At 65.4% G+C, this 12,910-nt stretch carries 13 protein-coding genes; 6 read left to right on the top strand and 7 right to left on the bottom strand.

What is annotated here, in order from left to right:
• Nucleotides 1–66: 66 nt before the first annotated feature.
• The 5 genes from AABQ55_RS19250 to AABQ55_RS19230 all read right to left on the bottom strand — a co-directional run bounded on the left by AABQ55_RS19250 (nt 67) and on the right by AABQ55_RS19230 (nt 5,977).
• Nucleotides 67–1,086 carry an ABC transporter permease gene (locus AABQ55_RS19250; protein WP_272806160.1) on the bottom strand — a complete coding sequence of 340 codons (1,020 nt, stop codon included), beginning with the start codon at nt 1,084–1,086 and terminating at the stop codon, nt 67–69.
• A 52-nt stretch (nt 1,087–1,138) separates the two neighbouring features.
• A complete protein-coding gene (locus AABQ55_RS19245; protein ID WP_272806159.1) occupies nt 1,139–2,677 on the bottom strand; it encodes a sugar ABC transporter ATP-binding protein in 1,539 nt (512 codons plus the stop codon).
• Between the two features lie 104 nt (nt 2,678–2,781).
• Nucleotides 2,782–3,711 (bottom strand): sugar ABC transporter substrate-binding protein, encoded by a 930-nt coding sequence (locus tag AABQ55_RS19240; RefSeq protein WP_272806158.1) that lies wholly within the window; start codon nt 3,709–3,711, stop codon nt 2,782–2,784.
• A gap of 257 nt (nt 3,712–3,968) precedes the next feature.
• Nucleotides 3,969–4,781 carry a TIM barrel protein gene (locus AABQ55_RS19235; RefSeq protein WP_272806157.1) on the bottom strand — a complete coding sequence of 271 codons (813 nt, stop codon included), beginning with the start codon at nt 4,779–4,781 and terminating at the stop codon, nt 3,969–3,971.
• A gap of 164 nt (nt 4,782–4,945) precedes the next feature.
• Nucleotides 4,946–5,977: a LacI family DNA-binding transcriptional regulator gene (locus AABQ55_RS19230; protein WP_272806156.1), complete on the bottom strand. Its 1,032-nt coding sequence runs from the start codon at nt 5,975–5,977 to the stop codon at nt 4,946–4,948.
• A 162-nt stretch (nt 5,978–6,139) separates the two neighbouring features.
• Between AABQ55_RS19230 and AABQ55_RS19225 the strand changes: the two genes are divergently transcribed.
• Genes AABQ55_RS19225 through AABQ55_RS19205 form a run of 5 tightly spaced genes read left to right on the top strand, consistent with a single transcriptional unit; the run spans nt 6,140 to nt 9,942 of the window.
• The gene (locus tag AABQ55_RS19225; RefSeq protein ID WP_272806155.1) at nt 6,140–7,225 is read left to right on the top strand and encodes a fatty acid desaturase family protein; all 1,086 of its coding nucleotides are present in this window, start codon (nt 6,140–6,142) and stop codon (nt 7,223–7,225) included.
• Nucleotides 7,226–7,251: 26 nt separating this feature from the next.
• Nucleotides 7,252–7,566: a MocE family 2Fe-2S type ferredoxin gene (locus tag AABQ55_RS19220; protein ID WP_133032655.1), complete on the top strand. Its 315-nt coding sequence runs from the start codon at nt 7,252–7,254 to the stop codon at nt 7,564–7,566.
• A gap of 52 nt (nt 7,567–7,618) precedes the next feature.
• Nucleotides 7,619–8,842 (top strand): NAD(P)/FAD-dependent oxidoreductase, encoded by a 1,224-nt coding sequence (locus tag AABQ55_RS19215; RefSeq protein WP_272806154.1) that lies wholly within the window; start codon nt 7,619–7,621, stop codon nt 8,840–8,842.
• A 20-nt stretch (nt 8,843–8,862) separates the two neighbouring features.
• Nucleotides 8,863–9,657: a 3-methyl-2-oxobutanoate hydroxymethyltransferase gene (locus AABQ55_RS19210; protein ID WP_272806153.1), complete on the top strand. Its 795-nt coding sequence runs from the start codon at nt 8,863–8,865 to the stop codon at nt 9,655–9,657.
• Nucleotides 9,658–9,717: 60 nt separating this feature from the next.
• Entirely contained in the window at nt 9,718–9,942 is a 225-nt protein-coding gene (locus AABQ55_RS19205; RefSeq protein WP_244767130.1) for a hypothetical protein, read from the top strand.
• Between the two features lie 30 nt (nt 9,943–9,972).
• Here AABQ55_RS19205 and AABQ55_RS19200 read toward each other — a convergent pair whose 3' ends face one another.
• Nucleotides 9,973–10,476, bottom strand: a complete 504-nt coding sequence (locus tag AABQ55_RS19200; RefSeq protein ID WP_244767129.1) for a hypothetical protein — start codon at nt 10,474–10,476, stop codon at nt 9,973–9,975.
• A gap of 11 nt (nt 10,477–10,487) precedes the next feature.
• Nucleotides 10,488–11,495 carry a LysR family transcriptional regulator gene (locus AABQ55_RS19195; RefSeq protein WP_244767128.1) on the bottom strand — a complete coding sequence of 336 codons (1,008 nt, stop codon included), beginning with the start codon at nt 11,493–11,495 and terminating at the stop codon, nt 10,488–10,490.
• 256 nt (nt 11,496–11,751) lie between these two features.
• Here AABQ55_RS19195 and chvE point away from each other — a divergent pair, with 256 nt between their 5' ends.
• The gene (gene chvE / locus AABQ55_RS19190) at nt 11,752–12,825 is read left to right on the top strand and encodes a multiple monosaccharide ABC transporter substrate-binding protein (RefSeq protein WP_244767127.1); all 1,074 of its coding nucleotides are present in this window, start codon (nt 11,752–11,754) and stop codon (nt 12,823–12,825) included.
• The last annotated feature ends 85 nt before the right edge of the window (nt 12,826–12,910 follow it).

The following is a 12,910-nucleotide window of genomic DNA, read 5'->3' as shown; positions in this document are numbered from 1 at the left end:
GTAGCGAATAGGGAGAAATTTTTGGCGAACTATTCGCTATTCGCCATTCCCTATTCGCTCTTTTAACTACGTCTTACGCTTCTTCTGCCGGTAGACGTCGACGACGACGGCGGCGACGATGATGATGCCCTTGACGATCTCCTGGTAGAATGCATCGACGCGCAGGAAGGTAAAGCCCGATGTCATGACACCGAGGATGACGGTGCCGATGACCGTGCCGGTGATGCGTCCGACGCCGCCGGCAAGCGAGGTGCCGCCGATGACGGTCGCGGCAATCGCATCGAGTTCGTACATCACGCCCATGCCGGCCTGGGCGGTCTGGGCGCGGGCCGCGGTGACGACGCCAGCAAGGCCGGCGAGCGCCCCGGCAATGGCGTAGACCTTCACGAGATGGGATTCGACATTGATGCCGGAGACGCGGGCGGCCTGCACGTTGGCGCCGATCGCGTAGGTGAACTTGCCGTAGCGGGTATAGCGCAGCGCGATATGGAAGATGATGGCGACGACGAGGAAGATCACGACGGGCCAGATGCCGGTGCCGATGAAGTTGAACTGTTCCGTCAGGCCCGAGACCGGCTGGCCCTTGGTGTACCACTTGGAGATGCCGCGGGCGGAGACCATCATGCCGAGGGTGGCGATGAAGGGCGGGATCTTCGTCTTGGCGATGAGCTGCCCGTTGATGAAGCCGGCGAGCAGGCCGACGCCGATGCCGAGCGCGACGGGCACGATGACGGGCATGTCCGTCAGCGAGGGATAGAGCGCGCGCGGCCAGGTGGAGGCCTGCGCCAGCGAGGCGGTGAACATCGCCGTCATGCCGACGACCGAGCCGGAAGAGAGATCGATGCCGCCGGTGATGATGACCTGCGTGACGCCGACGGCGATGATGCCGATGACCGAGACCTGCAGGATGATGATCGTCAGGCGCTGCGGGTTCATCAGGAAGCTCTGGCCAACGAAGATCCAGCCGAGGATTTCATAGACCAGCGCAATGCCGATCAGGACGAGAAAGATGTTGAGTTCCGGCGGGAGCCGGCGGGCAGATTTCTGCGCAGCGGCCTGGGCCTGCGCGGCGGAATTCGTGCTCATGATTACCTCCCTTGCGGCCGCCCGGCGGCCCTGAATATTCCTTGGGCTGATTTCACTGGGCAGCCAGTTCCATGACCTTGACCTGCGTCGCCTCCGCCCGGTCGAGGATGCCGGTGACGCGGCCCTCGTGCATGACCATGACGCGGTCGCTCATGCCGAGCACTTCCGGCATTTCCGACGAGATCATGATGACGGCGACGCCGTCGCGGGCGAGCTCGGTGACGAAGCGGTGGATTTCCGCCTTGGCGCCGACATCGATGCCGCGGGTCGGCTCGTCGAGGATGAGGATGCGCGGATGGGTAAGCAGCCAGCGGCCGATCAGCACCTTCTGCTGGTTGCCGCCCGACAGGTTCTCGATGCGCTCGTGAAGGTTCGGCGTCTTCACCCGCAGCTTCCGGCTCATCTCCTCGCAGACCTTGGTCAGTTCGCCCTCGGCAACGAAGCCGTTCTTGACGAACTTATCCTGGAGGACGGCGATCTGCATGTTTTCCAGGATGTCGAGGATCAAGAGACAGCCGGTGTCCTTGCGGTCTTCCGTCAGGAACGCCATGCGATGCCGGATCGCCGTGTTCGGACTGTCGATGGTCACCGGCTTGCCGTTGATCTCGATGCTGCCCGAGGTGGCCGGCGTCACGCCGAAGATCGTCTCGGCGACGTTCGAGCGGCCCGAGCCGACGAGGCCGGCAAGGCCGAGGATCTCGCCGGCGCGCACGTCGAAGGACACGTCGTGGAACACGCCCTTGAGGGTGAGGTTCTTCACCGAGAGGACGACGTCGCCGATCGGCACCTCCTCCTTCGGGAACATCTGGGTGATCTCGCGGCCGACCATCATGCGGATGATGTCGTCGCGCGTCACGTCGGTCGAGGCGTGCGTGCCGATATACTTGCCGTCGCGGAACACCGAGAATTCGTCGGCGATCTCGAACAGCTCGTTCATCTTGTGGGTGATGTAGACGATACCGATGCCCTGCGCGCGCAGATCCCGGATGATGGTGAAGAGATGCTCCACCTCGCGCTCGGTCAGCGCCGAGGTCGGCTCGTCCATGATGAGCACGTCGCTCTCGTAGGAGACGGCCTTGGCGATCTCGACCATCTGGCGGTTGGCCACCGAGAGGTCGCGCACTTGGGTTTCCGGGTCCATCACGATGTTGAGGCGCTTGAAGAGCGCGGCCGTCTTTCGGTGCATCTCGCCGTGATCGACGAAGCCGAAGCGGTTCTTCGGCTCGCGGCGGATCCAGATGTTCTCGGCGACCGTCATGAAGGGCATCAGGTTGAGTTCCTGATGGATCATGGCGATGCCGTTCTCCAGCGCGTCGAGCGGCGATTGCAGGCGGATCTTCTGGCCCTTGAGCAGCACCTCGCCCTGGTCGGGCGTGTAGATGCCGGCGAGGATCTTCATCAGCGTGGATTTGCCCGCGCCGTTCTCGCCCATCAGCGCATGCACGGTGCCGCGCTTCAGCTTGAACTCGACGTCGTCAAGCGCGACGACGCCCGGAAATTCCTTGCGGATACCTTCCGCGGACAGCAGATATTCGGCATTCGGAATGGCGCCGCTTGCACGAACCGCGGCCATGGTGGTCGGACTGACCATCGTCCCCTCCCTCCCGGAGCAACCAGAAACGGGTCGGACGCGCGCACGCTTGCGTGCGCGCGTCCACAGCAGTCTAGCGGTTTTCCGCGACCGGTGGGAACCGGTCAGTTCTTCGACTGGAAGTCGGCGATGTTGGCCGGGGTCACGAGCTGGAAGGGGATGTACACCTTGGTGTCGATCTGCTCGCCCCTGGCCAGCTTCAGCGCGGCATCGACCGAGCCCTTGCCCTGGCCGGCGGCATCCTGGAACACCGTCACGTCGAGGTCGCCGGCTGCCATGGCGGCAAGCGCATCCTGCGTGGCGTCGATGCCGGCGACGACGACGCTGTCCATCGAGCGGCCGGCGGCCTTCAGCGCCTGGATGGCGCCGATCGCCATCTCGTCATTGTTGGAGATGACGGCGTCGAACTCCAGGCCGGCGGAGAGCCAGTTGGTCATGAGGTCGGAGCCCTGCGTGCGCGACCAGTTGGCGGTCTGCTCCTCGACGATCTCGAGACCCTTGCACTCGTCGGTGGCGATGACGTCCTTGATGTCCTGGGTGCGCACGCGTGCGGCCTGGTTGGAAAGCTCGCCCATCATGACGACGACCTTGCCCTTGCCGTTCAGCAGGCGGCAGACTTCCTTGGTTTCCAGCGTGCCGGATTCCTTTTCGTCGGAAGCCACGAAGGCCTGCTTTTCCGGCAGCTCGTTGACGTTGACCGGCTCGCGGTTGACATAGACCAGCGGAATGCCCGCATCGGCCGCGGCCTTGGAGAGCGCGGCGGTCGCGTCGGTATCGACCGGGTTCACGATGATAGCGCTGACACCCGAGGCGATGAAGTTCTGCACCTGGCTCTGCTGCTTGGCGACGTCGTTCTGGGCGTCCTCGATCTGCAGCTCGACGCCGTCGAGGGTCTTGGCGTAGTCGGACATGCCGTTGCGCAGGACGGTCAGGAAGTTGTCGTCGAACAGCGCCATGGACACGCCGATCGTCTCGGCATGGGCGGCGGTGGACATCATCACGGCAAGCGCCGAGCTCAGAATGAATTTTTTCATGTCGTTCTCCTCCTCAACGTGGCGTCCGGCAGCGCCACTCGATTGTCCGGACAGCTGGCCCTTGCGGGCAGCCGGCCCCTTGCTCCTCCCGGGAGGCAAGAGGCCAAAACAGAATAAACAAACCGCGAATTCCGTATTGCGGAATGTTTATTCCATTTTCTGCTCGGGACGTCAAGCCCGTTCCATTTTTCAGGACCGGGAATCCCGCAAGGCCCTGGGGAAAAGTGCCGGCGGACAGGCCGCCGGTCCCGCCGGCCCTAGATGTTTTCGCGGATGAAGGCGACGCTCTGCGCCACGGCCGCCCTGGGATCGATGACGTCGTGTACGGACGGCGAAAAGGGCTCGAAGGAGAGCGGCCCCGCATAACCGGCAGCAGCCAGGACCTTGATCTGGCTGATGTTTCCGAGCCGGTCCTGCGGGCCGACCAGGACGCGGTGGCCGTCGCGCATGGCGGGAACGGTGACATCGGCATCCTCGACGCCGGAAATATGGACGAGGCCGGTGAGCGCCGCGAAGAGTTCCGGCTCTCCGGCGAGGTGATGGTGGAACGTGTCGTGCACAAGGCGGAATGTCTGTTCCCCGCCCACGGCCTCGATCGCCTCGGCAGCCTCGCGCTTGGAGCGCAGCGAGCAGATCTCGAAGCCGAGCGGCTCGACGAGGCCGGTGATTCCGGCGGCCTCCAGCATCGGCTTCAGGGCCGCCAGCGCCTCGGCAAGGTTGGCCTGCCGCTCGCCGTCGGCCTGGCCGGTGCCGTCGTTCTTCGGCACGAGCACGAGCGCGCGGGCGCCCGCCGCCGCGGCGTAGTCGATGAGCTCCTTCGCCTCGGCAGCGCGGGCGGGCGTCCATTCGTTGAAGCGCTGGAGCGCATTGATCGAGATGATCGTGACGCCGTGGCGGGCGGCGAGCGCCTTCACCTCGGCTGGCGTGGTGCCGTCCAGGATGGCGTTGCTGTCAAGGTCGTTGCGGATCTCGACCTTCGTGATGCCGAGCGAGACGGCGAGGGCGAAGAAGGCGTCGAGGTTCAGCGCGGGCGCCGTCATGTGGTTGAGGGCGAAATCAAGGGGCGGCATGGAATGGAGGTCCTCCGGTCTTCGGGGGCCGCCGACAGGGCGGCCTCGCATGCACGCATGAGGATCGGGAAGCGCTTGACGGGCGTCAAAGCCGAAGGCGCCGGCCACGCCCTCATTGCTGACAGATTCATCGGGCGGATGATGGAAAGCCATCATCCAGCCTGTCAGATGTTCTCGGGAAGGAAGATATCGAAGGGCAGGAACGTCTGCCCGGGCACGGCAGCCTCGCCCTTCTCGATGGCCGTCACCATCAGCGAGACGAGCTCGCGGCAGAGGGCGGGCAGGGGCGTGCTGATCGCCATGGTGACGACGTTGTCCGCAAGGCCGGCCTTCGATTCGGGCGTGAGTTCGTTGACGATGAGCTGGATCTTCCCGCCGTAACCCTCTTCACGGATGGCGGAAATCGCGCCTTCCATGCCGCCGCCGGCGACATAGAGGCCGACGAGATCGGGGTGCTGGGCGAGCAGGTTGGCGGTCGCCTCGTGGGTGATCTCGCTGGTGTCGAGATTGACGAGCGTGTCCAGCACCTCGAAATCCTGGCCCTTCTCGCGGAAGAAGGAGCGGAAGCCCATCTCGCGCAGCTCGTGGCCGTGGAAGCGGTGGCTGCCGACGAAGATCGCCACCTTGCCGGGCCGGCGGGCGCCGCGGGCGATCATCCAGGCCGCCGTGCGGCCGACCTTCATGTTGTTGAGGCCGATATAGCCCTGGCGCACGTCCATGGCGAAGTCGGAGAGCAGGCAGAAGAGGGGAATGCCCCTGTTCCTCAGGTCCTCCACCATGGCGGTCGTCGCCGGATAGTCGGGGGCGACGACGGCGAGGGCCTGGTTGCGGGCGGAGAGCTGCCGCAGCATGTCCGTCATCGCGGCCGGCGTCTGCGCATTGATGAAGTCGACCTGCGGCACGATGCGCGCCGTGGTGCAGGCATTGCAGGCGATCTCGATCTCGCGCGCGAAATTCTGGTAGAAGGCCTGGCTCGGGCGCTGGAAGCTGAAACCCAGCCGGTATTGCGGCAGGTCCTCGAAAACCCGCTGCCGGATGAGCCCGATCGCGTGATAGCCGATCGTATTGGCGGCATCGTAGACCCGCCGCGCCGTTTCCTCGCGCACCTTGTGGCGCCCGTTCAGCACGCGATCGACCGTCGCCACGCTGACGCCGGCGGCTTTCGCCAGATCCGTAATGGTGGGTCGCGATGCCATGGTCACCTCCCTGAAATCTTTCCATCAAAGCGGAATGATAGATAATGATGGAATTTGATGCATTCTATCATGGCAGGATTGAGAGATGCAAGCAGGGGCGGTATCGTTCGTGCATCAGACGAGGCGGTGCCTGCAAGCGCCACCGCAGGGAGGAGACGAGGGATGAAGCCGACGAAGCGGGATTACAGCCTTCTTGGCCGCGATGCCGAGGCCGCCGTGGCCAATGGCCTGGCCGCGGCCGAATGGTATCACACCGAAATCGCCCGCAAGGACATGAAGGCGCTGATGCAGCGCAGCGACGCGCCGGCGATCCGCGACACCGCGATCTGGCTCGGCACCATGCTGGTCACCGGGGCTGCCGGCATCTGGCTGTGGGGCAGCTGGTGGGCGGTGCCGTTCTTCCTCGTCTATGGCGTGCTCTATGGCTCGGCCTCCGACAGCCGCTGGCACGAATGCGGCCACGGCACGGCCTTCAAGACGATGTGGATGAACGACGCCGTCTACCAGATCGCCTGCTTCATGATCATGCGCAACCCGGTGACCTGGCGCTGGAGCCACACGCGCCACCACACGGATACGGTCATCGTCGGCCGCGATCCGGAGATCGCCGTGATGCGTCCGCCGGACCTCGCCCGTCTCGTGCTCAATTTCTTCGGTCTGCTCGATGCCTGGCATGCCGTCATCGACATGCTGCGCAATGCGGCGGGCGTGATGAGCGCGGCGGAAAAGACCTTCATTCCCGCCTCCGAGCAGCCGAAGGCGATCCGCATCGCCCGCATCTGGCTCGCCATCTACGGTGCGACCATCGCCCTCTGTTTCGCGCTCGGCTCGATCCTGCCGGCCATGCTCATCGGCCTGCCGCGGCTCTACGGCGCCTGGCATCACGTTTTGACGGGACTGCTCCAGCACGGCGGCCTTGCCGACAATGTCATCGACCACCGGCTGAACAGCCGCACCGTCTACATGAACCCGGTCAGCCGCTTCATCTACTGGAACATGAACTACCATGTGGAGCACCACATGTTCCCGATGGTGCCCTACCATGCGCTGCCGCGGCTGCATGCGATGATCAAGCATGACCTGCCGGCGCCGAACCCGTCCATGTGGCACGGCTACCGGGAGATGATCCCCGCCTTCCTGCGCCAGCTCCGCAACGAGGACTACTTCCTCAAGCGCGACCTGCCCGCGACGGCGCGGCCCTACAAGGAAGAATTCCACAGCGAGCCGGCCGTCGCGGCCGCCGAATAAACCAGCACATCATCGGAGAAGAGACCATGAGCGACACCTGGATCGAGGTCTGCGCAGCGGACGAGATCGACGAGGAGGATGTCATCCGCTTCGACCATGCGGGCCGCACCTTCGCGATCTATCGCAGCCCGGAAGACACCTATCACGCGACGGACGGGCTCTGCACCCACGAGAAGATCCACCTTGCCGACGGGCTGGTGATGGATCACATCATCGAATGTCCCAAGCATAACGGCCGCTTCGACTACAAGACCGGCGAGGCCAAGGGCGCACCGGTCTGCGTCGACCTCAGGACCTATCCGGTCAAGGTCGAGGGCGGCACGGTCTTCATCGGGCTCTAGCTTTCTTGTTTTCGCGGTTCCGGCTGCCGGAACCGCCCGGGAGGATCACGCCATGGCGGATTTCGTCATCGTCGGCGCCGGCGAATGCGGCGCGCGCGCAGCCTTCGCGCTCAGGGAAAAGGGTTTTAACGGCACGATCACCCTGATCGGCAGCGAAACGCATCTGCCCTATGAGCGTCCGCCGCTCTCCAAGGAGGCGCTGGTCGCCGGGGCCGGCCCGAAACTCGTCGCGGACGCGGAGCGTTATGCCGCCGCCGGTATCGCGGTGCTTTCCGGCCGCACGGTCCTTGAGATCGACCGGGCCGGCCGGCGGGTACGGCTCGGCGACGGCACGGCGCTTCCCTATGACAAATTGCTGCTGGCGACCGGGGCGCGTCCGCGCACGCTGCCGGGCATGGCCTGCGGCGGGCGCATCGCCGCCCTTCGCAGCCATGACGATGCAACGCGCATTCGCGCCCACCTCGTGGAGGGAAGCCACGTCGCCATTCTCGGCGGCGGCTTCATCGGCCTGGAGCTGGCGGCGAGCGCCCGCAAGCTCGGTGCGAGCGTGACGCTCGTCGAGGGCCTGCCGCGCGTCCTCAGCCGCGGCGTGCCGACGGAGATCGCCGCGATCGTCGCCAGCCGCCATGCGGCCGAAGGCGTCGAGGTGCTGTGCGGCGCGAAGGTTGCCGGCATGGAGGAGCGGCCGGGCGAGGTTCGCCTCACGCTGGAGGACGGCCGCGTCGTCTCGGCCAGCCTGCTGGTCGTCGGCATCGGCGCCGTGCCGAACACGGAACTGGCGGAGGCGGCGGGGCTCGCCGTGGACAACGGCATCGCCGTCGACGGCCTGCTGCGCACCTCCGATCCGGATATCCTCGCGGCCGGCGACTGCACGTCCTATCCACTGCCGCTCTACGGCGACCGGCGCGTCCGGCTCGAATCCTGGCGCAATGCGCAGGAGCAGGGCCAGCTTGCGGCGGCCAACATGCTCGGCGGCGCCGAGGTGCATTGTGCCGTGCCGTGGTTCTGGTCGGATCAGTACGACATGACGCTGCAGATCGCGGGGCTGGCCGACGGCGCGGCGACGACCGTGCGGCGTGACCTCGGCGACGGCGCCTTCCTCCTCTTCCATCTCGATGCCGAGGGCCGGCTGATCGCGGCAAGCGGCATCGGCAAGGGCAATGCGGTCGCCCGCGACATCCGCCTTGCGGAAATGCTGATCGCCGCCCGCCGGCATCCCGATCCGGCCGCGCTCGCCGCGCCGGAAACCAAACTGAAGACATTGCTTGCCGCCTGAAGGGCGGTCCGGAGGACAGGATGAAGACCAAAAGACCAACCGTTGCCGACCTCAAGGCGATGAAGGGCAAGCGGCAGCTCACCATGCTGCGCGTCGTGACGCTGGAGGAGGCGGAGGCCGCCGAGAAGGCGGGCATCGACCTCGTCTCCGTGCCGCCGGCGCTGCTGGGGCCGGCCTTCCGCGAGGCCGCGCCCACGGTCTTTGCCTTTCCGGGACTGGAATACGGCGATTTCGTCACGGCGGACGACTATCTGCGCGGCGCCTTCCAGGCGATGAAGGCGGGGGGCGATGCCGTCTATTGCGCCGCCGGGCTTTCCACCGTCCGGCGCCTGCGCGAGGAGGGCATCCCGGTCTGCGGCCATGTCGGGCTCATCCCCTCCAAGGCCACCTGGACCGGCGGTTTCCGCGCCGTCGGCAAGACGGCCGAGAGCGCGATGGAGATCTTTCGGCAGGTGAAGGCGCTGGAGGAGGCAGGCGCCTTCGCGGCCGAGATCGAGGTGGTGCCCGGCGAGATCGCCGCGGCGATCAGCGCGAGGACGGGGCTCGTCATGCTCTCCATGGGCGCGGGCACGGGCTGCGATGCGCAATATCTCTTCGCCGAGGACGTGCTCGGCCAGAACCGCGGGCACTATCCGCGCCATGTGAAGGTCTACCGCAACTTCGCCGCCGAATACGACCGGCTGCAGCAGGAGCGCATCGCCGCCTTCCGCGAATATGCCGACGACGTGCGCTCGGGCGCCTATCCCGAAAAGGGTCACCTCGTCGGCATCGCGCCGGCCGAGCTTGCGGCGTTCCTGGACCGGGTCGATGCTTGAAAGCCGTTCCCTCGCGCGGGAAAACCGCCTATGTAGGCGCTGAAGCGTGAGGAGACGTTCATGAAATTCATCGATCCCGATCATCCGTTCTACCGTCCGCTCTGGCGGCGGCTGCTTTTGGTCGGGGTCTGCGCTGCCTGGACGGCGGTGGAATTCTACAATGGCGAGCAGACCTGGGGCACGATCTTCCTCGTCGTCTCGGCCTATGCCTTCGCGCAGCTCATCCTCTTCTTCAAGCCCTCCGATCCGGCCGCAAAGCCGCCGGAGCAGGAGCCGAAGGGCTAAGGCGCATCGCGATGGTTTTCGCGACAGGGCTCAGCGCGACAGGCCGAGGCTCCTTTCGACATTGATCCGCCGGATCGTCTCGTCGATCAGCATGTTGGCGATCTTCATGCGCAGGGTCGCATTGGCACGCAGTTCCTCCGGCGCGCGGTCGGGGTGGTTTTCCCGGGCAAAGCCACGCCTACGGGCGAGTAGCTCGTCCACGCTCTCCCTGCCGTCAAGGCCAAGGTCGCTGGCCACCTCCTCCGGCGCGATGCGCAGGAGATGCGGCGGGGGCGGAGGCGGCTCGGCGGGCGCCGGTTGCTCCGGCTCGACCGGGGCGGGCTCCTCGTAGAGATCGAGATAGGCGGCGGCGGCCTGGGAGCCGGAGACGAAGGCGCCGCCCGTGCCGAGGCCGGCGAAGCCGGAGGGCAGGCCGCGCACCTCGGCCTGGACGTCGTCGTCGGGGGCTTCGTCCTCCGCCTCTTCCCCGGCGGCCTGGCGCGCCTCGGCCTTCAGCCGTTCCAGCACGGATTCGAACACGGTCATGCCGAACATGAAAGGCCTCCTCAGTCCGGCGCCAGCATCCGGCTGCGTTGCAGGATCAGATCATAGAGCAGTTTGGCGCTCGGCGGCAGTGCCCTGCCTTTGACGGAGATAAGGCTGTACGGCTTGATGTCGATCTCGAAATCGGTGTTGAGGATGCTGATTTCGCCCGCCTGCGCGCCGACATCGGCGATGAAGACGGCCATGTCGCGGGCGACGGGGGCGATCGCGTTCGAGCCGCAGACGATGGCGGTCGTCAGCAGGATGGACGAGGTGTTGACCACGGTGGACGGCAGCGGCACGCCGGCGGCGAGGAACAGCTCCTCGATGCGCCGGCGCAAAAGCGTGCCGGCCGGCTGGAAGACCCAGTCGTAGTGCGGCAGGTCGGCAAGGCTGGCGACGGGCTTTTCGAGCAGCGGATGGCCCTTGCGCACGATGAGGCAGGCCTTTTCGATGCCGATTTCGGTGACGTTGAAGAGCCGCGGATTGAGATCGTCGGGCACGCGGGCGATGATGAAGTCCTGCCGCGCCGCCAGCAGCTCGCGCGCGAGCACGTTGCTCGTCTCCACGCGCACGTTCACCTCGATGCCGGGATAGGCGGCGCTGACCTGCTGGATCGCCGGCACGGCGAGGCTGATCGCCGGCGCGGTCACCGAGCCGAGGAAAACCGAGCCGCCGGTGCCGGATTTCAGGGCGGACAGCTCGCGGTCGACTTCGCGCAGCTCCAGAAGAATGGTGCGCGCGCGCCGCGCGAAAGCCCTGCCGAAGGCGGTGAGCGCCACGCCGCGCGAGACGCGCTCGCACAGCTGCGCCTTGAGGATGGTCTCCATTTCCGTCAGCATGCGGGAGGCTGCGGGCTGCGAGATGTTCAGCGCATCGGCTGCCGCGCTGACCTGCCTGTGCTCCTCGATGGCGACGATCATGCGCAGATGGCTGAGCTTCAGGCCGCTGCGCAGGAGGCCGACGCTCTGGAGATCGCTACCGCCCTCGCCGGGGAAGAGCTGTTCGTCGACGTCATCGTCCAAACGCATCGTTACCTCGATCGATAAAAATAGTATATATCCGATACTATATACCAATTTTGATATCGAATTAGAAGCTCATTGCATTTGACAGTTATGGCAATTCGGTGGACGTTGCGCCAATGTGCGCTGGGGTCCTTGGGAGTGGGGACCGGCGGGCTTCCTGCCCTCCAGTCCAGGCCGTCGTCTGAATGCGACCCCGCCCGTGCACAGAACAATGCCTGGCTGCAATTTCGGCCAGTGCGCACCAGGGAGAGACCTTTCAATGAAAATGATCACTTCGCTTCTCGCCGCCGCTGCCATCAGCGTCGCGTCGTTCGTGGCGCCGTCCTTCGCCCAGGACAAGGGCATGGTCGGCATTTCCATGCCCACCAAGACCTCGACCCGCTGGATTTCCGACGGCGAGACGATGGAAAAGCTTTTCAAGGAAGCCGGTTACACGCCGGACCTGCAGTTCGCTGACGACGATATCCCGAACCAGCTCGCCCAGATCGAGAACATGGTCACCAAGGGCGCCAAGGTGCTCGTGATCGGCGCCATCGACGGCACGACGCTGTCCGACATCCTCCAGAAGTCGGCCGATGCCGGCGTGAAGGTCATCGCCTACGACCGTCTGATCCGCGATTCGGGCAATGTCGACTACTACGCCACCTTCGACAATTTCCAGGTCGGCGTCCTCCAGGCCACCAGCCTCGTCGACGGCCTGAAGGCGAAGTTCCCGGATACCAAGCCGTGGAACGTCGAGCTTTTCGGCGGTTCGCCGGACGACAACAATGCCTTCTTCTTCTATGACGGCGCGATGTCGGTTCTCCAGCCGCTGATCGACAGCGGCGACATCGTCATCAAGTCGGGCCAGACCGGCATGGAAACCGTCGGCACGCTGCGCTGGGACGGCGCGGTCGCGCAGGCCCGCATGGAGAACCTGCTCTCCTCGACCTACACCGACGGCCGCGTCGATGGCGTGCTCTCGCCCTATGACGGTCTGTCCATCGGCATCCTGTCGGCCCTGAAGGGTGTCGGCTACGGCTCGGGCGACCAGCCGATGGCCGTCGTTACCGGCCAGGACGCCGAGCTGCCTTCCGTCAAGTCGATCCTCGCCGACGAGCAGTATTCGACGGTCTTCAAGGACACGCGCGAACTCGCCAAGGTCACGGTCGGCATGGTCAACGCGATCCTCGACGGCAAGGAGCCGGAAGTGAACGACACCAAGACCTATGACAACGGCGTCAAGGTCGTTCCGTCCTACCTCTTGAAGCCCGTCGCCGTCGACAAGTCCAACGCGGAACAGATCCTCGTCACGGACTCGGGCTACTACACGGCCGATCAGATCAAGAACTGATCGTTTCTTCCCACTCCGGGTTCGCGCCGACCAGCGCGAACCCTCTTTTCTCCGGATCGCAGAGCGAATAGGCTCGCTTTCCCCT

It is taken from the genome of Shinella sp. WSD5-1 (assembly GCF_963942435.1).
GTDB classification, from domain to species: Bacteria; Pseudomonadota; Alphaproteobacteria; order Rhizobiales; family Rhizobiaceae; genus Shinella; species Shinella yambaruensis.
The sequence above is the reverse complement of the archived record's forward strand: the minus strand, read 5'-3'. Positions and strand labels throughout refer to the sequence as shown.

What these genes read in the sequence shown, in the direction of transcription:
- AABQ55_RS19195 (WP_244767128.1), bottom strand. Translation starts at nt 11,495, where the DNA reads ATGCGTTTGGACGATGACGTCGACGAACAGCTCTTCCCCGGCGAGGGC.
- AABQ55_RS19250 (WP_272806160.1), bottom strand. Translation starts at nt 1,086, where the DNA reads ATGAGCACGAATTCCGCCGCGCAGGCCCAGGCCGCTGCGCAGAAATCT.
- AABQ55_RS19245 (WP_272806159.1), bottom strand. Translation starts at nt 2,677, where the DNA reads ATGGTCAGTCCGACCACCATGGCCGCGGTTCGTGCAAGCGGCGCCATT.
- AABQ55_RS19235 (WP_272806157.1), bottom strand. Translation starts at nt 4,781, where the DNA reads ATGCCGCCCCTTGATTTCGCCCTCAACCACATGACGGCGCCCGCGCTG.
- chvE (WP_244767127.1), top strand. Translation starts at nt 11,752, where the DNA reads ATGAAAATGATCACTTCGCTTCTCGCCGCCGCTGCCATCAGCGTCGCG.
- AABQ55_RS19200 (WP_244767129.1), bottom strand. Translation starts at nt 10,476, where the DNA reads ATGTTCGGCATGACCGTGTTCGAATCCGTGCTGGAACGGCTGAAGGCC.
- AABQ55_RS19210 (WP_272806153.1), top strand. Translation starts at nt 8,863, where the DNA reads ATGAAGACCAAAAGACCAACCGTTGCCGACCTCAAGGCGATGAAGGGC.
- AABQ55_RS19220 (WP_133032655.1), top strand. Translation starts at nt 7,252, where the DNA reads ATGAGCGACACCTGGATCGAGGTCTGCGCAGCGGACGAGATCGACGAG.
- AABQ55_RS19230 (WP_272806156.1), bottom strand. Translation starts at nt 5,977, where the DNA reads ATGGCATCGCGACCCACCATTACGGATCTGGCGAAAGCCGCCGGCGTC.
- AABQ55_RS19215 (WP_272806154.1), top strand. Translation starts at nt 7,619, where the DNA reads ATGGCGGATTTCGTCATCGTCGGCGCCGGCGAATGCGGCGCGCGCGCA.
- AABQ55_RS19240 (WP_272806158.1), bottom strand. Translation starts at nt 3,711, where the DNA reads ATGAAAAAATTCATTCTGAGCTCGGCGCTTGCCGTGATGATGTCCACC.
- AABQ55_RS19205 (WP_244767130.1), top strand. Translation starts at nt 9,718, where the DNA reads ATGAAATTCATCGATCCCGATCATCCGTTCTACCGTCCGCTCTGGCGG.
- AABQ55_RS19225 (WP_272806155.1), top strand. Translation starts at nt 6,140, where the DNA reads ATGAAGCCGACGAAGCGGGATTACAGCCTTCTTGGCCGCGATGCCGAG.